The 20901-nt window shown below is 72.5% G+C and carries 18 protein-coding genes; 7 read left to right on the forward strand and 11 right to left on the reverse strand.

The annotated features are described in order from the left end of the window. Window positions 1-6: 6 nt before the first annotated feature. The 5 genes from ACA514_RS13540 to ACA514_RS13560 all read left to right on the forward strand — a co-directional run bounded on the left by ACA514_RS13540 (window position 7) and on the right by ACA514_RS13560 (window position 6327). A complete protein-coding gene (locus ACA514_RS13540) occupies window positions 7-279 on the forward strand; it encodes a hypothetical protein (protein ID WP_375041437.1) in 273 nt (90 codons plus the stop codon). Window positions 280-284: 5 nt separating this feature from the next. Then, window positions 285-1214, forward strand: coding sequence for a VOC family protein (locus ACA514_RS13545; RefSeq protein ID WP_375041438.1), 930 nt, complete (start codon window positions 285-287; stop codon window positions 1212-1214). A gap of 2 nt (window positions 1215-1216) precedes the next feature. Beyond that, complete coding sequence (locus ACA514_RS13550; RefSeq protein WP_375041439.1) at window positions 1217-2185, forward strand: fumarylacetoacetate hydrolase family protein; 969 nt, start codon at window positions 1217-1219, stop codon at window positions 2183-2185. Window positions 2186-2228: 43 nt separating this feature from the next. Beyond that, entirely contained in the window at window positions 2229-3326 is a 1098-nt protein-coding gene (locus ACA514_RS13555) for an FAD-dependent monooxygenase (protein ID WP_375041440.1), read from the forward strand. A gap of 181 nt (window positions 3327-3507) precedes the next feature. After that, entirely contained in the window at window positions 3508-6327 is a 2820-nt protein-coding gene (locus ACA514_RS13560) for a sugar-binding domain-containing protein (RefSeq protein ID WP_375041441.1), read from the forward strand. 96 nt (window positions 6328-6423) lie between these two features. Here the strand turns inward: ACA514_RS13560 and ACA514_RS13565 are convergent, their stop codons facing one another. After that, window positions 6424-7191, reverse strand: coding sequence for a hypothetical protein (locus tag ACA514_RS13565; RefSeq protein ID WP_375041442.1), 768 nt, complete (start codon window positions 7189-7191; stop codon window positions 6424-6426). Between the two features lie 172 nt (window positions 7192-7363). Here ACA514_RS13565 and ACA514_RS13570 point away from each other — a divergent pair, with 172 nt between their 5' ends. Next, a complete protein-coding gene (locus ACA514_RS13570) occupies window positions 7364-9100 on the forward strand; it encodes a BTAD domain-containing putative transcriptional regulator (protein ID WP_375041443.1) in 1737 nt (578 codons plus the stop codon). Between the two features lie 37 nt (window positions 9101-9137). Here ACA514_RS13570 and ACA514_RS13575 read toward each other — a convergent pair whose 3' ends face one another. The 10 genes from ACA514_RS13575 to ACA514_RS13620 form a co-directional block, all read right to left on the reverse strand. Then, window positions 9138-9830, reverse strand: coding sequence for a response regulator (locus ACA514_RS13575; protein ID WP_375041444.1), 693 nt, complete (start codon window positions 9828-9830; stop codon window positions 9138-9140). Continuing rightward, window positions 9827-11086 carry a sensor histidine kinase gene (locus ACA514_RS13580; protein WP_375041445.1) on the reverse strand — a complete coding sequence of 420 codons (1260 nt, stop codon included), beginning with the start codon at window positions 11084-11086 and terminating at the stop codon, window positions 9827-9829. The genes ACA514_RS13575 and ACA514_RS13580 overlap by 4 nt, the downstream gene beginning before the upstream one ends. A gap of 8 nt (window positions 11087-11094) precedes the next feature. Further along, window positions 11095-13278 carry an MMPL family transporter gene (locus ACA514_RS13585; RefSeq protein ID WP_375041446.1) on the reverse strand — a complete coding sequence of 728 codons (2184 nt, stop codon included), beginning with the start codon at window positions 13276-13278 and terminating at the stop codon, window positions 11095-11097. A gap of 315 nt (window positions 13279-13593) precedes the next feature. After that, window positions 13594-14508: an ABC transporter substrate-binding protein gene (locus tag ACA514_RS13590; protein WP_375041447.1), complete on the reverse strand. Its 915-nt coding sequence runs from the start codon at window positions 14506-14508 to the stop codon at window positions 13594-13596. Then, window positions 14505-15617 carry an LLM class flavin-dependent oxidoreductase gene (locus tag ACA514_RS13595; protein ID WP_375041448.1) on the reverse strand — a complete coding sequence of 371 codons (1113 nt, stop codon included), beginning with the start codon at window positions 15615-15617 and terminating at the stop codon, window positions 14505-14507. The genes ACA514_RS13590 and ACA514_RS13595 overlap by 4 nt, the downstream gene beginning before the upstream one ends. After that, entirely contained in the window at window positions 15607-16425 is an 819-nt protein-coding gene (locus ACA514_RS13600) for an LLM class flavin-dependent oxidoreductase (RefSeq protein ID WP_375041449.1), read from the reverse strand. The genes ACA514_RS13595 and ACA514_RS13600 overlap by 11 nt, the downstream gene beginning before the upstream one ends. After that, window positions 16422-17195 (reverse strand): ABC transporter ATP-binding protein, encoded by a 774-nt coding sequence (locus ACA514_RS13605; protein WP_375041450.1) that lies wholly within the window; start codon window positions 17193-17195, stop codon window positions 16422-16424. Before ACA514_RS13605 ends, ACA514_RS13600 begins: the two co-directional genes overlap by 4 nt. Then, on the reverse strand, window positions 17192-18031 hold the full coding sequence (locus tag ACA514_RS13610; protein ID WP_375041451.1) for an ABC transporter permease: 840 nt from the start codon (window positions 18029-18031) through the stop codon (window positions 17192-17194). The genes ACA514_RS13605 and ACA514_RS13610 overlap by 4 nt, the downstream gene beginning before the upstream one ends. Next, on the reverse strand, window positions 18028-19029 hold the full coding sequence (locus ACA514_RS13615) for an NrtA/SsuA/CpmA family ABC transporter substrate-binding protein (RefSeq protein WP_375041452.1): 1002 nt from the start codon (window positions 19027-19029) through the stop codon (window positions 18028-18030). Before ACA514_RS13615 ends, ACA514_RS13610 begins: the two co-directional genes overlap by 4 nt. Next, window positions 19026-20042, reverse strand: coding sequence for an ABC transporter substrate-binding protein (locus ACA514_RS13620; RefSeq protein ID WP_375041453.1), 1017 nt, complete (start codon window positions 20040-20042; stop codon window positions 19026-19028). The genes ACA514_RS13615 and ACA514_RS13620 overlap by 4 nt, the downstream gene beginning before the upstream one ends. A 60-nt stretch (window positions 20043-20102) precedes the next feature. Here ACA514_RS13620 and ACA514_RS13625 point away from each other — a divergent pair, with 60 nt between their 5' ends. Then, complete coding sequence (locus tag ACA514_RS13625; protein WP_375041454.1) at window positions 20103-20894, forward strand: IclR family transcriptional regulator; 792 nt, start codon at window positions 20103-20105, stop codon at window positions 20892-20894. Window positions 20895-20901: the final 7 nt, after the last annotated feature.

Here is a 20901-nt window from a genome sequence, read left to right on the forward strand (position 1 = left end):
TGAACAGTGAGCACCAGCGGCGACGAACAGCGATCGCTCGGACCGGCCCAGAGCGTGTCGAACGAGTTCGCCTTCATCACGTTCACCCGAGTGTTGACCGGCAACGGCGAGCGGCTGCTGTTGGAGTCGCCGAAACGCCGTCGGCGGGTCCTGCTGGATCCCGTCGTCCTCGACGCCTTGACGTGCTTCACGCCGGAGGAACTGTCGCGCCTGGTCGCCTCGCTGGACGAGGAACGTTCCGGAGACGGCCGGCCCATCCCGACTGAAAAGGAAGCGTGAAAGAAATGCAAGAGATCGCGAAGCTGGGATATGTCGGGGTCAGGTCGCCCTCCTATGAGGAGTGGCGTACCTGGGCGCCCGAGGTCTTCGCCTGCATGCTGGGCCCCGACGGTGACGACGGCGCCGTCCGGGTCAAGCTGGACGACTTCGACTACCGCCTGTCCATCCACCCCGGGGACGAGCACGAACTGGCCTATGTCGGCTGGGAGGTCCTGTCCCACAGGGACCTGGACTCGCTGGTCGCCAAGCTCGAGAAGGCCGGGGCGAACCCGCGGCGGGCGTCGCGCGAGCTCGCCGAGTCCCGCGGCGTGCTGGACCTGGTGACCTTCGAGGACCCCTTCGGGCAACCGTACGAGGCGTACTGCTACCAGTCCGCCGACTACAAGGTCTGGGACCCGCCGCGGCCCCATCAGGGTTTCGTCACCGGCGAGCAGGGCCTCGGGCACATCGTGTTCGTCGTCCCGGACGTGCGCAAGGCCGTGGACTTCCATATCGACGTCCTCGGGTTCAAGCCCAGCGACATCGTCCGGCTGAATGAGCCGCTGGGGGAGATGTGGTTCCTGCGGGCCAACCCGCGCCATCACAACGTGGCCTTCCTGGAGATGCCCGGCATGCTCGGGCTGCACCACGTCTACATCGAATGCCGGTCCCTGGACGACGTCGGCTACTCCTACTACGACGTCCTCGGAGGTGACGAGAACACCGACATGCTGATGAAGCTGGGACGCCATGTCGGGGACCAGACCGTGTCCTACTACCTCCATACTCCGGCCGGCTTCTTCATCGAGTACGGCTGGGACGGGCTGCCCATCAAGGAGTCCGATCCCCGATCCGTTGAGTACGTGGACTTCCGCAAAGGCAAGAGGCCCGAGATGTGGGGCCATCACTTCACCATGCAGCCCAACGAGACCGTCCGCCCCTACAAGGAGAGCTGACCGTGCCGCAGAGGGACGGCTGGTTCGCGCTGGGCACCTTCGCGACCGAGGGCGGGGACGAGTTCGCCGGCCTGGTCGCGGGGGACCGCGTGCGGCCCCTGGACGATGAAATCCTCTCCGGACGCCCCGTCACGGTGCGCGGGCTCCTGGAGGAATGGGACGCGGTGCTCCCCGTGCTCAGCGAACTCGCGGGCACGGCCGGCGATGAGGACGAGTGGCTCGAGCTCTCGGCGCTGCGCGTGCTCCCGCCGCTGAAACCGCGGCAGATCATCCAGGCCGGCGCCAATTACCGGGCGCACCTCTACGAAATGGCATCGGCCAAATTCGAGAGCGAGGGAATGTCCGAGGATCAGGCGGCCGAGGCCGCCCGAAAGGAGATCCAGCGGATGGCGGAAGGCCGTCCGTTCCTGTTCATCGGACTTCCGGCGGCCATGTGCGGGCCTTACGACGACGTCGTCCTGCCGCAGGGCGCGTCCCGGCCCGACTGGGAGGTCGAACTCACCGCCGTGATCGGCCGTCCCGCACGGCACGTCCCCGTCGAGGAGGCCCTCGACCATGTCGCCGCCTACACCGTCTGCAACGACATCAGCGCGCGGGACTGGCAGTTCTCGCCCGAGCACCGCGCGCTCGGCGGGGACTGGCTGCGGGCCAAGAACCAGCCGACGTTCCTGCCGACCGGTCCCTTCATCGTCCCGGCGCATGTGCTCGGCGACCCGGCGGGCCTGCGGCTGACGATGTCGCTCAACGGCAAGGTCATGCAGGACGACACTCCGGGGGACATGGTCCACGACGTGGCCCGTCTGGTGGCCGAGGCGTCGGCGTCGGTTCCTCTTTTCCCCGGCGACCTGATCCTCACCGGAAGTCCGCGAGGCAATGGCGGGCATTGGAACCGCTTCCTGCGCTCAGGTGATGTCATCGAGGCGGCCATCGACGGGATCGGCGCCCAGCGCAATCGCTGCGTGACCGCCTGATCGGCCCTCTCCACCCCCCTTTGTCATCGAACAGCGAGGCACCATGAGAGTTCTCATCGTCGGCGGCGGCATCACCGGAACGAGCCTGGCCATCCTGCTCGCGCGCGCCGGGATGACGGTCGACGTGGCCGAACGCCGTCCGGAGTGGAGCGTGCTCGGCTCCGGCATCACGCTGCAGGGCAACGCGCTGCGCGTCCTGCGCGAGCTGGGCGTGTGGGACCAGGTCCGCTCCAAGGGCTACGCCTTCGACTCGGTCGCCATACGCACCGTCGACGGGAGGCTCATCACCGAGCAGGACGACATCAGGTCAGGCGGCCCCGACCTGCCCGCCACCCTCGGCATGTTCCGGCCGGACCTGTGCGCGATCCTGGTCGACGCCGCCGAACGCGCCGGCGCCCGGCTCATGCTCGGCACCACCGTCACCTCGGTCGACCCGGTCCGCTTCTCCGACGGCACCACCGGCGACTACGACCTGGTGATCGGCGCGGACGGCATCAACTCCTCCGTCCGCGCGATGCTGGGCATCGACACCCGGCCCCGGCCGGTCGGCATCGGCGCCTGGCGCGTGCACGCCCGCCGCCCCAAGAGCGTCGAACGCACCGAGTTCGTCCTCGGCGGCCCCTGCTACCTCGCCGGGTACTGCCCCACCAGCGAGGACACCCTCTACGCGTACCTGCTGGAGGAGGCGCAGGACAGGACGTCCCTCGCGCCCGCCGAGTACGCCACCGCCATGCGCGCGCTCGCCGAGCCCTACGGCGGCCCCTGGGACGACATCAAGCAGGACATCACCGGCTCCGCCCCCATCAACTACACGTGGTTCGAGTCGCTCCTGGTCGAGCGCCCCTGGAACCGCGGCAACGTGGTGATCATGGGGGACGCCGCGCACGCCTGCCCACCGACCCTCGCCCAGGGCGCGGCCCAGTGCCTGGAGGACTCCCTGGTGTTCGCCGAACTGCTCCGCGAGCGGGGCACGGCCGACCAGACGCTGTTCGACGCGTTCACGGAACGCCGCTTCGACCGGGTCCGGACCATCGTCGAAGGCTCCGTCCAGATCGCGCACTGGGAGATGCATCCGGGACCGGACGCCGACATAGCCGGCCTCATGGGAAGGATCGCCGTCGCCATGAGCGACCGTCCCTAGCCTCAGTGCGTCCGCTCCGCACCGGCTTCGGCGGCGCCGTCCCCGGTCCCGGAAAGTGGGTCTAGCCCTACCCCCATTGACGTCCTGCCCCTACGGCCCGGCGGGTGCCCTCGGCCCGAGCATGAAGGCACACGCCGCCGGGAAGCGCCCGGCTCCGGCCGCACGAAGGAGTGACGGACACATGAGCGGGTCCAGGATTCGAACCACCACGGCGCTGTGCGCCGTGCTCGCCCTCGCTGGGACGTTCGCTCCCGCGGTGCCGGCCCACGCGCTCGCCGGGCACCGGCAGGCGGCGCAGAAGATCGCGTCCTCCGGGACCACGGAACTCACCTCCGGCTGGGCCATCCGGTCGTCCGCCGACACCCGCGACACCGGCGCTGAGATCTCCGCGCCGGACTACTCCACGAAGGGGTGGCTGTCGCTGTCGCGGCCGGAGACGCTGATGGCGGGCCTGCTGGAGAACGGCCGGTACCCGAAGATCTTCGAGAACGACACCATGGCGAAGGTCCCGGCCAAGCAGTTCGACGTGAACTGGTGGTACCGCGAGCAGCTCACCGTGCACCCCCGAAAGGACGGCCGCACCTTCCTGGTGATGAACGGCGTCTCCGGGAAGGCCGACCTCTGGGTCAACGGGAAGAAGATCGCCGGAGGCGCGCAGTTCCAGGGCTCGTACGCCCGGCTGGAGTACGACATCACGCCCTACGTCCGGGACGGCGCGAACGCCATCGCGCTCGACGTCTCCCGCAACGACTCCGACATCACCAAGTTCGACACGCCGATGCGGTACCTGACCCAGAACCAGGTCGACTGGAACCCGATGGCGCCCGACCAGAACACCGGGCTGCAGTACGCGCCGCAGATCGTCCAGGAGGGCCCGGTCTCGGTCCGCAACGCGCACGACCTGCAGGACGACGCGCCCGACCTGTCCACCGCCGACCTGACCGTCAAGGCCGACGTGCGCAACAACACCGGGACGCCGCAGCAGGTCACGGTCGCCGGGACGGTGTCGCACGGCTCGACCCGCATCGCCTGCAAGGCCACCGTCACGGTGCCCGCCCACGCGACCCGGACCGTCGCCATCACCAAGGCGGACTGCCCCGGCCTGCACCTGAAGCACCCGGCGGTGTGGTGGCCGTACCAGATGGGCGACCAGCCGATGTACCACCTCGCGCTCGACGCGTCCGTGGGCGGGACGGTCTCCAGCAGCGCCGCCGACGACTTCGGCATCCGCACCGTGACGTCGCGCCTCACCAAGCCCGTCCCGGGCAAGACCCACGGCAAGGACGGCTACCGGCAGTTCATCGTCAACGGCAGGCCGCTGGTCATCCGCGGCGCCGGATGGTCGCCGGAGCTGTTCCTGCGCTACTCCCCGTCCAACGTCGCCGACCAGGTCTCCTACATCCGGAACATGGGCCTGAACGCGGTCCGGTTCGAGGGCAACTTCCCGCCGGACGACATGTTCGCGCGACTCGACCGGGCGGGCGTCCTCGCCATGCCGGGCTGGCAGTGCTGCGCGCTGTGGGAGAACAAGTCGTCGACCTGGTCGGACGACGTCAAGGCCAACGCGTCGAACCAGGCCCGCACCATGGCGGAGCGGCTCCGCGACCACCCGAGCGTCTTCACCTTCTTCCAGGGCAGCGACGAGGCGCCCGACCCGGAGAAGGAGGCCCTCTTCCTGAAGGCGTTCGAGGAGGCCGACTTCCGGCTCCCGCAGGTCGCCGCGGCGGAGTACAAGTCGTCGCCCAAGCTCGGCCCGGCCGGCACCAAGGAGGGCGGCTACAACTACTTCCCGCCCAACGCCCTGTGGAACAACAAGCGCGAGACCGTCAACACCAACGACCCGACGCTCAGCATGACCGGCAGCGCCTGGGGCTTCGACACCGAGGTCAGCACCGGCAACACCATTCCGACGCAGGACTCGCTGAACCGCTTCCTGTCCCCGGATGAGCAGAAGAAGATCTGGGACCCGGCGACCGCGCAGGGCCAGACCGCAGGCCAGGACATGTACCACACGTTCTTCTACTCCGACTACACGCGCCTGTCCCGGATGGGCGTCTACAACACCCCGCTGTGGCACCGGTACGGCCCCTGGAAGGACGCCGGCTCTTACCAGAAGACCGTCCAGCTCGGTCAGTACGAGGTCACGCGCGCTCAGTTCGAGTCGTACATCGGCAACTCCACCGACAAGGCGAACCCCAGCACCGGGATCATCTACTGGATGCTGAACAAGGCGTGGCCGTCGCTGCAGTGGAGCATGTACGGCTCCGACTTCGACCAGCCCGGCGTCTACTTCGGCGCGAAGAAGGCCAACGAGCCGGTGCACATCATGTACTCCTACGCCGACGGCTCCATCAAGGCCGCCAACCTCACCGGCGCCCGCCAGGACGGGCTGCGTGCCACCGCCCAGATCATCGACCTCGACGGCAAGGTCCGCGCCACCGCCAGCGCCCCTGTCGGCGCGCTGGGCAGCCAGGACGTCCGGACCGTCCTGCACCCGAAGGTCCCCGCCGGAATCTCCAAGACCTACTTCGAGAAGCTCACCCTCACCCGCGGCTCCGAGGTCGTCAGCCGCAACGTGTACTGGCTGTCCACCAAGGCCGACCAGGTGGACTGGCCGAAGACCCACGCGCCCGGCAAGTACACCCCGTCCAACGGGTTCGCGGTCTTCCAGAAGGACGGCTACGCCGACCTGACCGGCCTGCGCGCCCTCAAGCCCGCCGACATCAAGGTCCAGGCCACCACCCGCCGCGAGGGCGGCGAGACGGTGACGAGCGTGACCGTCCGCAACGTCGGCCACGGCGGCGCCCCGGCCCTGTTCACCCGCGCCGACCTGTTCGCCGGCGGCAAGCAGGTGCTGCCGATCCGCTGGAGCGACAACGACGTCACGCTCTGGCCCGGTGAGCAGGAGACCATCACCGCCCGCTACTCCGCCACGTCCGCGAAGCCCGACGTCCGCGTCAACGGCTTCAACGTCCCGGAGCAGACCCGCCACGCCGGCTGAACCCGAGCGGAAGGCCGGACGGGCAGCGAGCCCGTCCGGCCTTCCACGCGTCTGGTCGCTGTGCAGGGCGGCTGCCTGCACGCGGCCGGGGCGAACTCAGTCCTTCAGGTCCGACAGGTCGACGACCTGAGCGGCGGGCGGAGTCGTGATCTGGACCGCCACGCCGTAACCGTCGAAGTCCAGGCGGTTCCCCGGGCCGCCGTCGATGCGCAGGACGTAGGGCTCGCCCCGGGTCGCCACGTACAGCTTCCCTCCGGACCCGTCCTCGAGCGCGATCGCGGGCGTCCCCGCGATCACCTCCTGCCTCCCCTTGGACACCGTGCCGTCAGGAGTGAGCAGCTCCGGGAAGAACTTCGCCGGGTCGCTGAACGAGGCCAGCTCGGCGAAGCCCTCGTCCTTCGAGGTCGTCCTCAGGTACCTGCCGTTCAGCAGCTGGACGGCTCCCTTGCCCCCGACCGACTTCAGGAACGCGGCGTCGCCCTTGAGGTACACGGACCGGCCGATGCGGACGACGCTGATCCGCTGGCCGCCCATCGTCACATCGCCGACGGCGCGCTTCGCGCCCGCGTAGCGGAAGTCCACCGCCATGGCCTCGCCCTCCTCGTGGAGCGTCCCGTGCACCCGGACGCTCCGCGCCGCCACCGTCGCCTTGCGGGCGCGGTTCAGGATCTCGGCGGCGCGCAGCTTCCCCACCCCGTTCGCGCTCGGGGTGGGCGACGGCGCTGCGGTGCGGGCCGTGGACGCGGGGCTCGTCGTTCCGGACGTCTTCTTCGCCCCGTTGTGCTCTTTCGGTCCGCAGGCGGTCGCGGGCATGAGCGCGAGCGCGGCCGCGATCAGCAGTACCGGCACGGTGTGGATGCGCATCGGTCCCCCTCTTTCAGGTCGGTCGGAAGGTCTCACCGAGGAGCCTGAGGAGTGCCGATGCCGGATCTCTGTCGTTATGCTTCGGCTTACCCCGCACGCACTGCCGGACGGCTGCGGTCCCACTGCGCCGCCGCCGGACGGCCGCAGGGGAGACCGATCAGAGGGGGTGCCCATGGCCGCCGATCCCCTTCCCGCCCAGGCACCGCGCTTCGAGATCCTCGGGAGGCTCCGCGCCTGGCGGGGCGAGCGGGAACTCGACCTCGGGCCGGGCAAGCAGCGCGCGGTGCTGGCCGTCCTCCTGCTGGAACCGAACCGGGCGGTCTCGACCCAGGCCATCGTGGACGCCGTCTGGGCCGAGGAGCCGCCCGACAACGGGGCGAACGTCGTCCAGAAGTACGTCGCGGGACTGCGCCGCGTGCTGGAACCGGATCGTTCACCGCGCGCCCCGAGCCGCCTCCTCGTCCTGACGAGCGCCGGGTATTCGCTCCACGTCGACCGGGGCGCCCTCGACGCGGAGGTCTTCCGCGACGACGTCCGGGAGGCGTTGGCCGTCCGCGCGCGGGGCGAGCTCGAAAAGGCCGGGGCCCTGCTGTCCGAAGCGCTCGGCCTGTGGCACGGCCAAGCGCTGCACGACGTCCACGGCCGCTTCTTCGACGCGGCGCGCGAACGCCTCGCCGACGAACGCGCCGCGGCGGCCGAGGCAGCCGCCGAGATCGACCTCGACCTCGGACGGCACGCCGAACTCGTCCCGGAGCTCAACCGGCTCGTCGCCGACTTCCCTCTCAGGGAAGGGCTGCGCCACCTGTTGATGCTCGCCCTCTACCGGTCCGGCAGGCAGGCCGAGGCCCTGGCCGCCTACCGGAACGCCCGGACCTTCCTCACCGAGGAGTTCGGGGTCGAGCCCGGCGAACGCCTCCAGCACCTCCACATGAGCATCCTGCGCGGCGATTTCCCTCTGGACCCCCACCAGGCCGAGCCTCCGCCGGCCCCGCACGCCTTCACCCCACTGCATGCGGAAGAGCTCCTCGCGTCCGCCGCGCCGACACCAGCGAACCCGGCGGGCTCCGCCCTCTCCCGGCCGGATTTACCGGAAGCGTCTGGACCGGCCACCGTCCCATGGGCCGACGACGCGATTCCGGCCGCACCACCCGAGCTGGGCTGGATGGTCCCGCTGCCTTACGGCGGCGTCGCCGCGGTCGACCGCCCGGCGAGCCGGCACCCGTGGCCGCTGCGGCTCGCGGCGAGCGCCCTCCCGGTCGTGACGCTCGGCGTCTGCACCTGGGCGATGATCGCCTACTTCGCCGGACGGCGCCGGAGCGTGCCCCTCGGGGCGGCCGCGGCCGGCTACCTCGTCCTTTTCACGGTCTTCCTCGCGATCGTCACCAGCGAGGACGCCGACACGGTGTCCGCGCTGGACGGCGTGGCGATGGGCGCCTGGCTCGTGACCGTGTTCGGCGGCGCCGTCCACGTCGCCGTCCTGACCGCCGACCCGGGACCGGCCCGTCCGGCCGCCGCGCCGCAGCCGCCCGCACCGGCGATGGTCGACCACATCGAGCGCCGCACGCGCCGCGAGCAGGCGCGTTCGCTGCTCCTGCACCATCCGGCGATGGCCCGCGAACTCGGTATCGGACGCCCCGACCTCCCGCGCGACTTCGACGACGGGGGGCTGGTGGACCTCAACGCCGTTCCGGAACACGTCCTCGCGTCCCTCCCGGGCGTCGACCCGTACCACGCGAAGCTGATCGTGGCGGCGCGGCGGTCGCGCCGCTTGACGTCACCCGAGGACCTCATCGCGCAGGGTGTATTGCCAGCCCCGATCGTCCGCGCCCTGAACGAGGTCCTCATCGCCCTGCCCGCGGTCGAGCCACCCCATAAAGCCGTCCCGCCTTCGCGACCCGCGCCGGGATAGGGCTCGACTCGGGGCTACTCGAGATCTTCTGGGCGGCTCACGGCGTGCGGTCGGTGCCGGGGTCGGGGGCTGCGCGGGCCAGGCCCGTCCGGAAGGCGATGACGACGAGCTGCGCCCGGTCGCGGGCGTCCAGCTTCGCCATGGCGCGCTGCACGTGGGCGCGGACCGTGAACGGGCTGAGGTACTCCCGCTCGGCGATCTCCTGGTTGGACAGGCCGGTCGCGACCAGGGCCACCATCTCGCGTTCGCGCGGCGTGAGCACGGCGAGCTGTTCGGCGTCGTGCGGCGGGGCGGCGTCCGGCGTGGCCAGGAAACGGGCGACCAGGGAGCGGGTCGCGGCGGGGGACAGGAGGGTGTCGCCGTCGGCGATCGTCCGCACGGCGTCCAGCAGGTCCTCGGCGCCGATGCCCTTGCCGATGAAGCCGCTGGCCCCCGCACGCAGCGCCTGCGCGACGTACTCCTCGGTCTCGTACGTGGTGAGGATCAGGATGCGGGTGGCGCGCAGGTCCGGGTCCGCGCAGATCTGCGACGTGGCGGCGAGACCGTCCACCTCGGGCATGCGGATGTCCATGATCACCACGTCCGGCCGCAGCTCCCGGGTGAGTCGCACCGCCTCCCTGCCGTCGGCGGCCTCGCCGACCACGGCGATGTCGTCGGCGGTTTCGAGGAGCATCCGGAAGGCACCGCGCAGCAGGGCCTGGTCGTCGGCGAGCAGCACGCGGAGCGTCACAGCGCGTCTCCGTCGGCCGTCGGCCTCTCCCCGGCAGGGCTGTGCGCCCTGTCCTTGGCGGGCGGGAGGGGCAGTTCGGCGGAGACGAGGAAGCCGCCCTCCGGGCGCCTGCCCGCGGAGAGATGTCCCCCGACCGCGGTGGCACGTTCCCGCATCCCGATCAGGCCGTAACCGGGTGGACGGTCGGGCAGGGTGGCGGCCGGCGCCGAATGGGCGTCCCCTCCGTCGTCGGCGACGGTGATGGCCACGCGATCGCGGCTCCAGCCGAGGCGCACCCGGGCGCTGTTGGTACCGGCGTGCTTGGTCACGTTGGTCAGGGCCTCCTGGACGATGCGGTAGGCGGTGAGGTCCACTCCCGGCGGCAGCGGCCTCGCCGTGCCCTCCTGGTGCACCGACACCTCCAGTCCCGCGCGGCGGAAGGATTCGAGGAGCGTGGGAAGCCGGGACAGCCCGGGCGCCGGTTCGGCGGGCGCGGCCGCGTCCCCGGTGTGGCGCAGCAGGCCGACCGTGGCCCGCAGTTCGTCGAGCGCGTCGCCGGTGGTCTCGACGAGCTCCCTCAGGCTCTTGCGGGTCTGCTCCGGGCGGGTGTCGAAGAGGTGGGCGGCGACGGTGGCCTGCGCGTTGGCCAGAGTGATCTGGTGGGCCACGAGGTCGTGCAGCTCCCGGGCGATGCGCAACCGCTCCTCGGCCACTCTCCGGCGCGCCTCGCTGTCCCGGCTCTTCTCCGCCCGCAGGGCCCGCTCCTCCACGGCCGCCAGATAGGCCCGCCGGTTCTGCGTCGAGTGACCGAGGATGCCGGCCACCAGCGGGAACGCCGCCACCGCCGCGATCCGGCTCGCGTCCTGCCAGGAGAGGGACCCGAACGCGAACACGAGGTTGGAGGCGACCAGCAGCGCCGCCGAGGCGAGCAGCGCCGCGCTCGCCGCGCGCAGTTCGGTGCGCACGGCGAGCGTGTAGGCGATGATCACGGCGGGGGCCACGATGGGCGGGCTCAGCAGGAGGTCCAAGGGCGGCACCAGCATGCCGACCACCGTCGTGGCCGCCAGGGCGGCCAGCGGCGCCCTGTGCCGCACCGGCAGCACGGCACAGGACACCACGGCGATGAGGTAGGCGGCGGCGGGCGGCGCCGATATCGCCTTGTCGTCGACCTGCAGTGCGCCGCCGAGCAGGCAGAACGCGAAAGCGATCGCCGTGATCGCTGCCTCCCGCCACCACGTGCCGCGTGCTCGCGCCCCGCCCTCACCGGTGTTCGCCATGGCCGGGCTCAGCGCCAGTCGACGGGGAGCCGCGGCGCCGCCGCGTCCGGCACGGTCGCGGAGGCCGGGACGCGCCGGCTCAGCGCCTCACCCTCGATGTCCACATTCGGCAGCACACGGTTCAGGCTACGCGGCAGCCACCAGGCCTTGCGACCGAGCAGTGCCAGGACCGCGGGCGCGATCGCCATCCGGACCACGAAGGCGTCGAAGGCGACGGCGGACGCCAGGCCGACGCCCATCGTCTGGATGGTCGGGTTGCTCATCCCGATGAACCCGGTGAACACGCTGATCATGATGATCGCCGCCGCGGCCACCACGCGTCCGCTGTGCCGGAAACCGCCGACGATCGCCTCGCCGGGGGAGGCGCCGTGCACATAGGCCTCCCGCATCCGGCTGACGAGGAAGACCTCGTAGTCCATGGCGAGGCCGAACACGATCCCGATGATGAGGATCGGCATCAGCGACATGACCGGCCCGGTCTGCTCGATGCCGATCAGGTCCGCCGCCCAGCCCCACTGGAAGACGGCGACGACGACGCCGAAGGCGGCGCCCACCGACAGCAGGAAGCCGAGCGCGGCCTTGACCGGGACCAGGACCGAGCGGAAGACCACCATCAGCAGGATCACCGCCAGGCCGATGACCACGGTCAGGTAGGGGACGAGGGCGTCGGACATCGCCTCGGAGATGTCGATGTTCAGCGCGGTGGTGCCGGTCACCAGGATGTCGGCGCCGGTGCCGGACTCGGCTCCGGAGACCGCCCCCCGCAGGGCGTGCACCAGGTCCTTGGTCTCGCCACTGGTCGGCGCCGTCTTCGGGACGGCGGTGAGGACGGCCGTGTCCTTTGCCCGGTTGAGAACCGGGTCGCCGACCGACGCGATCCCGTCCACTCCCCGGACGGTCTTGACGACCAGGTCCGTGGTGGCCTTCGGGTCTGCGGACTTCGACATGTCCACGACGACGGTCAGCGGGCCGTTGAAGCCGGGGCCGAAGCCTTCCGACAGCAGGTCGTAGGCGCGGCGCTGGGTGGTGTCGACCGACTTGGACTCGTCGCCGGGCAGCCCGAGTTCGAGGCTCAGCGCCGGCAGGGCGACCGCGCCGAGGCCGAGCCCGGCGACCAGCAGCACGGTCACGGGCCGGCGCAGCACGAAGCGCGCCCAGCGGGTGCCGAGCCCGGGCCGTCCGGCCGCGGCGGGCACCGTCCACCCGTTTCCGGGCCGGCCCGCCTTGCGGACGGCGCGGGACAGGACCCGCCGGCCGAAGAAGCCGATCAGCGCGGGGACCAGGGTCAGCGCGACGAGTACGGCGAGGGCCACGGAGCCCGCGCCGGCCAGGCCCATCTTGGTGAGTTCGGGGATCCCGACGACCCCCAGCCCGACCAGGGCGATGAACACGGTCGCGCCGGCGAAGACGACGGCGGATCCGGCCGTGCCCACCGCCCGGCCGGCGGCCTCCTCCGGGTCGCTTCCCCGGGCGCGCTCGTCGCGGAAGCGGGAGGTGATGAAGAGCGCGTAGTCGATGCCGACGGCCAGCCCCAGCATGAGCGCCAGGATGGCGACGGTGGACGTCAGGCCCAGCGGTACGGCCAGCGCGCTGACCAGGCCGAAGCCGATGGCCACGCCGAGGAAGGCGGTCAGCAGCGACAGCCCGGCCGCGACCAGCGACCCGAGGGCGAGGACCAGCACCACGGCCGCCACCACCACGCCGATGATCTCCGTCGTCCCACCCGGCTCCTCGTCCGAGTCCAGGGCCGAGCCGCCGACCTCCACGGTCAGGCCCGCGTCCCGGGCCTTTGCCGCGGCGTCCTCGAGGGCGCTCTTCGTCGGCCCGGTCAGGTCGACGGCGTCGGCGGTGTAGGTGATCGTGGAGTAGGCGATGGTGCCGTCCTTGCTGACGGCGCCGGTCTCGTAGGGGTCGGTGGTCGACGCGACCTGACCGCCCGCCTTCAGCGACCCGAGCGTTCTCTCTACGGCCGCCTTGTTCTCCCCGGCCGTCACCCGCTGCCCGTCCGGCGCCTGGAACACCAGGCGCGCCTCGGCGCCCTGGGAGTTGCTCTGGGGGAAGCGCTCGTCCAGCAGGTCGAACGCCTTCTGCGACTCGGTGCCGGGCATGGAGAGGTCCTCGTCCTGCCCGGAGGGCGCCAGCGCGGCGGCCACCCCGGCCAGCACCAGAACGCCCAGCCACAGACCGGCCACGAGCCGGCGCCGCCGAAAAGCCCACCGCCCGATCCGATAAAGAAATGTCGCCACTTGTTGCTCACTCCAGATACCGCTAGGGAAGGGGAAATGCGCGAGTTTCGCGCGCCTTCAACACTTCCCTCCGGCACCCCCGCCCGGCATCGTCTCCCGCCGCCGTCTTCCCCTGGTGCACCCGGATCAGCCGCTCACCTGCCCTAGTGCGAACGCACTAGGCGGCCTTGGGCCTTAACGACGCCGTCCGGTGATGTTCTGGCGACCGCCGGCGGCAACCGGACTGCTGCAACTGTGGGACACGTCCGCGCAGCAGGGGGGTCAGGGAGTGGGTGCGGCGACCAGCTCGTTGATCTCGGGGAGGACCGCGTCGGCGACCGTGACCGGGCGCGGGATGAGGCCGTTGGCGTGGAAGAGGTCGGCGGCGTGCTGCTGCTCGGCGACGAAGCCCTCGTCCACCGGGCGCAGGCCCCAGGGGCGGGTGCGCAGTGCGTGCTCCCAGGCGTCGACGTCACCGCCGTCGTCGGCGGCGAACAGCGCGGCGGCCTCGCGCGGGTCGGCCTCGACCCAGGCGTCCGACTCCTTGAGCGCGGCGACGATCGCGGCCAGCTCGTCGCGCCGCTCGGTGGCGAACGTCCGGGTGGTGAACCAGAGCGAGCGGTGGCTGAACAGGCCCGGCGTCTCGATGACCGTCCGGACGGGACGGCGGTTCTCGACGTCGGTGAGGTACGGGTACGAGCCGACCCAGGCGTCGACCTCGCCGTTCAGGAACAGCTCGGCGGCGTTGCCGTAGGCGTCCACGGGCTCGATGTCGCTCCAGGTCAGGCCCGCCTTCTCCAGGGCGAGCAGCAGCAGGGTGGTCTGCCAGGAGCCGTGGCCGAGCGCGACGCGCCGGCCCTTGAGGTCGGCGGGGCCGGCGATCGGGGAGTCGTCCGGGACGACGATCCGGCCGTTCTCCACCCGCGGCCCGGAGATCGCCACGTAGACGACGTCGTGCCCCTTCGCCTGCGCCGTGACGGGCGGGGTGGAGCCGGTGCCGATGAAGTCGTAGCCGCCGTCGAACAGGTGGTCGCCGTGCCCGGACGGCAGGCCCTCGGTGGGCGCGGGACGGTCGCCGGCGGGCAGCGACCGCAGATCGACCCACTCCACGTCCGGGACGGACCGTTCCAGGATGCCGCGGTGCCGCAGCACCCACAGCGAGTTGTTCTGCGGGAAGTAGCCGACGCGCAGGGTCATGATGTCTTTCCTTTCAGCAGGGGCAGGACGTGGCGGCCCACGCGCTGGGCCTCTTCGAGGTGCGGGACGCCCGCGAGGATGAAGGCGTCCACGCCGAGGTCGATCAGTTCGTCGAGCCGCGCGGCGACCTGGTGGTAGTCGCCGACGAGCCCGAACAGCGGCCCGGGCCGCAGCCGGTTGAAGCCGCCCCACACGTTGGGCTGCACTTCGAGGTCGCGGTGGTCGGAGCCGGCGCCGTCGGTGAAGGCCCGGCCCCGCTGCCAGCCGACGGACTCGGACGCGTCCGGGGTGCGCTGCGCGTCGCCGAGCCGCGCCCAGCCCCGGCGGACCTCCTCCCACGCCTCCTCCTCCGTCTCGCGGGCGAGGACGTCCACCCGGACGGCGAACTTCGGGGGAGCGTCGCTGTGCTCGCGGACGAGGGCGAACTTCGCGGCGAGCGCGTCGAACGGCTCCAGCCAGGACAGGTAGTAGTCGGCGTGCCGGCCCGCGGCGGCGATCGCGGCGGGCGAGGAGCCGGAGAAGTAGATCTCCGGGAACGGCTGCCCGCGCAGCTCCGGCGGGAGCGCCGCCCCCTCGACCCGGTAGAAGCGGCCCTCGTGGTCGAACGGGCCGTCCCACACGCCCTTCAGCACGTCGAGGAACTCCGACGTGCGGGCGTACCGGTCGTCGTGGTCGACCTTGTCGCCCCACCACAGCTGCTGGGGCCCGCCGCCGCCGGAGATGATGTTGTAGACGACGCGCCCGCCCGTCGCCACCTGGAGCGACGCCGACATCCGGGCCGCCTGGACGGGATGCAGGAACCCCGGCTGGAACGCGATCATGAAGCGGTAGGCGGTGGTCTCCCCGGCGAGCGCGGCGGCCGCCGCCCACGGGTCGTCGGTCTCGGGGAAGGACGGCATCAGCCCGCCGACGAACCCGGACCGCTCGGTCGCCCGCGCGACCTCTCCCATGTAGTCGAGCGGGCCGTACCCGTCCGGTCCGCCGTCGCGCAGGCCGGGCCCGAGGGCGCCCGGCAGGTACGGGCCGAAGCCGCCGCGGGTGATGTCGCCGAGCCGCAGCGCCGGGGCGTCGCCCTCCATGGCGATGCGCCAGTAGATGTCAACCGGCACGTTCGGTCTCCTTCCGCAGCAGGGGCAGGACGCGTTGCGCCAGCCAGTAGGCGGTGGCGGGCGTGGCGGCCGGCTCCACGATGAACTCGGCGACGCCCTCGCCGGCGCGGCGCACGATCTCGTCGGCGAGCGCCGTCTCGTCCAGCCCGTCGACGCGCAGGCGCAGCGCCGCGTCGACGCCGTCCGGGACGAGTCCGGGGTCGTCGTCGGGGCCGATGAGGTGCGCGTCGGCGTGCCGGGCGGACAGGGCGAGGGCCTCCGGCGACGTCCCTGACAGGTACACGCGCGGGAACGGGCGCGGCACCCGGGAGCCGGGGAAGCCGCCGTCCAGCACCTGGAAGTGCTCGCCCTCGAAGGTGTACGGGCGCTCGTTCCACACGCCCTTCGCGATCGTCAGGAACTCGTCGGCGCGGGCGTAGCGGGCCGGGCCGTCCAGAAAGTCGCCGTGTGCGCGCGCGACGTCGGGCGGGAGGTCGACGGCGAGCCGCCACGCGAGCCGCCCGCCGGTGAAGCGCTGCAGCGACGCCGACAGCTTCGCCGCGTAGACGGGCGTCGCGATCGCCGGATGGAACTCGGCCGCCACCTGGACGTGCCGGGTGTCGCGCAGCACCGCCGCCGCGAGCACCAGCGGGTCATGGCCGCCCGGATCGAACGGGACGAGCACGCCGTCCAGCCCGCCCAGCTCGGCGGCCCGGCCCACGGCGCGGTGCTCGGGCTCGGCGGTGCGGGGCCGCACGTCGGTGACGAAATCGGGCAGCACGGCCCGTCCGGGCGCGCGGGTCGGCGCCACGACATGCAAGCGGGTCAACGTATCGCTCCTTCCTGCGGCCGTCCGGCCTTCTCCTTGCCGGGCTCCTCGCCGGGCTCCGGCTCGGAGCCGGTGAGCCGGACGCCGAGATCGCTCAGCAGCCGGCGGCGCAGCGCGGTGAACTCCGGGTCGGCGGCGTCGCGGGGATGCCGCGCCACCACCCGCTCGTCGGTGACGAGCCGGCCGTCCTTCAGCACCGCGACGCGGTCGGCCAGCCGGATCGCCTCGTCCACGTCGTGGGTGACCAGCAGCACCGCCGGACGGTGCGTGCGGACCAGGTCGCCGACGAGGTCCTGCATCCGCAGCCGGGTCAGCGCGTCGAGCGCGGCGAACGGCTCGTCCAGCAGCAGCAGTTCCGGCTCGCGGACCAGTGCCCGCGCCAGCGCGACGCGCTGCGCCTCGCCGCCGGACAGCGTGTGCGGCCATGCCCGGGAGTGGTCGGCGAGGCCGACCTCCGCGAGCGCCCGCCTCCCCTTCTCCTGCACGGCGGCGCCGCGCGGCAGCCCGACGACGACGTTGCCGAGGACCCGCTTCGACGGCACCAGCCGCGGCTCCTGGAACACGATCGTGCGGGCCTCCGGGACCAGCACCGTGCCGCCGTCCGGCCGGTCGAGGGCGCCGAGGATGCGCAGGAGCGTCGTCTTCCCGGTGCCGCTGGCGCCGAGCAGCGCGACGAACTCGCCGCGCTCGATGTCGAGGTCCACCCCGTCCAGGACGGCGCGGGTGCCGAAGACCCGGCGCAGTCCCCGCAGGTGCACGGCGGTGCTCATCGCGCCGCCTCCTTCGCCCGCCACGGCATCAGCAGCCGCTCCGCGCCGCGCGCGAGCAGGTCCGCGGCCAGCCCGAGCAGCCCGTACACCAGCACGCAGACCGACAGGATGTCGGTGCGCGAGAAGCTCTGCGCCTGCGTCATCAGGTAGCCGATCCCGGACGTCGAGTTGATCTCCTCGGCGGCGATCAGCGCGATCACGCTGAGCGTCATCGACAGCCGGAACCCGGCGAGCAGCGACGGCAGCGCGCCGGGCAGGACGACCTCGCGGACGAGCCGCCACCCGCCGAGGCCGAACGTGCGCATCGCCTCCAGCAGCCGCCGGTCCACGTTCCGGACGCCGCCCGCGGTCGAGACGTACATCGGGAACGTGGTCGCGACGGCGATGAGGACGATCCGCGCCGACTCGCCGATCCCGAACCACACCATGAACAGCGGGACGAGCGACAGGAACGGCAGCGCGCGCAGCAGTTGCAGCGGCGAGTCCAGCAGCTCCTCGCCGAGCCGGGAGAAGCCGGTGACGACGCCGAGCAGCAGCCCGGCGGCGAGCCCGCACGCCAGACCGAGGACGGCGCGGGTCAGCGAGACCCGCAGCGCGTCGGTGAGCTGGCCGTCGGCCCACAGCTCGCGGGCCGCGTCCGCGACCGTCGCGGGCGAGGCGAGCACGTCCGGGCTGAGCACGCCGGTCGCGGACGCCAGCCACCAGCCGCCGAGCAGCGCGAGCGGGCCGAGAGTGCGCAGCGCGACGGTCACGCCGCGGCGGCGCGGCCTCGGGATGCGCGGGCGCGGGACGACGAGATCGGCGTGCGCGTCGAGCTCCGCGGGGGCGGCGGTCATGTCCCGCTCCCGGGCAGCGTCACCACGTACGGCTTGACGTCCACCTTCACCGGGGTGATCTTCTGGTCGGCGAAGAACTGCGCGACGCTCGCGAACCCGGCGAGGTCGGGCGCCCCGATGGGCTCGGCGGTCGCGCCCTGCGCGAGGTTCCGCACGGTGAGCTGCTCGGCGGCGCCGCTGACGGCCTGCGGGCCCGCCTTGGTGAACACGTTGACGTAGCCGCCGGGGTTCTTGATCTGGTCCTGCCCCCGGTCGTGGAGGAACTGGTAGAACGCCCTGACGACCTCGGGGTGCGCGTCGGCGAGCTTCGTCCGGACGGCCCACACCGAGTAGTTCTGCGACCCGATCTGCCCGCCGTTCACCAGGAAGTGCGCGCCGGTCGCGGCCATCTCGGGGAGCGAGTACGTCGCCCAGACCGCCCACGCGTCGACCTTCCCGGAGTTGAAGACGGGGGCGGTCTGCGCGGGGTTGAGGTAGACGCGCTTCACCTGGTCCGGCTTGATCCCGGACGCGGCGAGCGCCTTCAGTAGCAGGTACTCGGCGGTCCCGCCCTTGTTCACGGCGATGGACTTGCCGACCAGGTCGCGGGGCGTGCGGATCGGGGAGCCCTTGCGCACCAGGATCCCCTCGCCGATCTTGTCGGGGGCGATCTGGGCGAACAGCTTGAAGCCGGGCTTCTGGGCGAGGGCGGCGATCGCGGAGGTGATCGACCCCTGCGCGAAGTCGAGCTCGCCGGCGTTCAGCTCCTGCGCGGCGGGCGCGAACGGCCCGGTGCTGCCCGTCCACTTGACCTTGGCGTGCACCGCCGACAGCGCCTTGTCGAGGCTGCCGTCCTTCTTCCCGGCGGCGAGCACCCCGGAGTTGCCCGGGTCGGGGACGCGGATCGTGACCGTCCCGCCGCCGGACGCGTCGGCGTCCGAGCCGCCGCAGCCCGCGGCGGCGAGCAGGACCGCGAGGGCGCCGGCGGCCAGGGCCGGACGGGCGGGGAAGCGCTTCATGGATGCTCCTGTGCGACGAAGGCGAGCCGCGGGACGAGGTCGCGCGCGGCGGTGAGGGGGGCGGGGTCGGCCCAGGCGGACACGTCCACCGGGGCGTCGTGGAAGCCGTGCCGGCGCAGGAACTCCTCCTGGTCGGCCAGCAGGGCGAGGCGGTCCGCGTCGAGCGCGGCGTGCAGTTCGCGGTGGAAGCCGTCGCCGTAGGCGCGGGCGACGCCCTCCGCGCCGGACCCGGTCTCGTCCCGCAGGATGCGGGCGAGGTCGCCGGGGTGGTCGCGGGCCCAGTCGGCGGCGCCGAGCAGCACGGCGAGGAACCGGACGACCAGGTCGGGGTGGTCGTCGAGCAGCCGCTGGTCGACGGTGATGGGACGCGGCGTCCCGTTGTTGACCCGCCGGCGGCGGTCCGGCAGGGCGTCGAGGTCGATCGCGACCTCCGCGCCGTAGCGGGCGGCGGTCTCCACGGCGACCGAGCCCTTGGTGTAAACGGCGTCGACGCGGCCGTCGCGCAGCGCGGCGAGCTCGGCCTCCCACTGCCCGGGAAGGGCGTCGCCGTCGAGGTCGACGAGGTCGGCGTCGGCCAGGGTCAGCCCGGCGTGGCGGAGCGCGCCGTCGAAGCCGCGCAGCGCCATCGCCCGCCAGAAGTCGATCTCGATGGAGCGGCGCGGGACGGCGAGGCGGCGGCCCTTGAGGTCCTCCGGGCCGTGCACCCCCGCGCCCGGGCGGGCCAGCACGACCTGCCGCTCCTCGAACCAGGTGAGGCCGACCAGGCGGGTCGGCGCGCCGCTGGAGCGGGCCCACAGCGCGGGGACGTTGCCGCCCTCGCGCACCAGGGTGGGAAGCCGGTGGCGGAAGTGCTCGCCGCGATCGGCCGCCGCGCCCGCCTCCTGCAGCGAGCGCACGGTGATGCCGTCGGCGGCGAACTCCGCCGCGAGCCAGCCCTGGTCTGCGGCGATGCCGGTGGCGGTGGGAACGGGACAGCGGGTGAACCAGAGGTCCCGGGGACGGGTGTCGGCCATGCCGGCGAGTATTGCCAACAAAACCTACCAACTCAATATGGATCCCATATGGTGGGAAACATGGCAGAAAATCCCGTTGGCGGGCAGGCGGTGCGGCGCGCGCTGGACGTCCTGCTCTGCTTCCGCGACGGCGCAGCGCCGATGACCGCGTCCGGCGTCGCCCGCCGCCTCGGCCTCAGCACCTCGACCGCGCACCGGCTCGCGCAGACCCTCGCGGGCGCGGAGTTCCTCGTCCGCGACCCGGCCGCCCGCTACCGCATCGGCCCGGCGGTGACCGAACTGGGCCTGCTGTCGTTCCACCAGCAGGGCCTGCACCGGGTCGCGCCGGAACTGGAGCACCTGGCCCGGGTCACCGGGACGACCGCCGACCTCGCGACCCGCAGCGGCGACCACGCGCTGCTGCTCGCCGGCGGCACCGTGCGGCGCACCGAGGACGGCGTCGGGCTGCGCCGCCCGCTGCACTCCACCGCGCTCGGCAAGGTGCTGCTCGCCTGGCCCCGGCCCGGCGCGGACGACCTGGCCGGGCTGGCGCCGCTGCGCCCGCTCACCGGCCGGACCATCGCGGACGTGGCCGAGCTGCGCGCGGAGGTCGAGCGGGTCCGCGCCGCCGGGCACGCGATGAACGACGGCGAGTCCGCCGAGGGCGTGCGCACCCTCGCCGTCCCGCTGCTGGACCGCGCCGGCCACGCCCGGTACGCGCTCGCGCTGCGCTCGACGCCCGAGGTCGTCTCGGACGCGCGGGTCCCGTGGTTCCTGGCGCACGCCCAGTCCTGCGCGCGGGCGATGGAGGTGCTGCTGCTGCCGCCGGAGGACCGGCGCGGCTGGCCGGGGCAGCCCGGCCCCCGCCAATAACCTGTAT

Origin of the sequence: Actinomadura sp. NTSP31 (assembly GCF_041951385.1) — a bacterium.
Lineage (GTDB): Bacteria > Actinomycetota > Actinomycetes > Streptosporangiales > Streptosporangiaceae > Spirillospora > Spirillospora napierensis.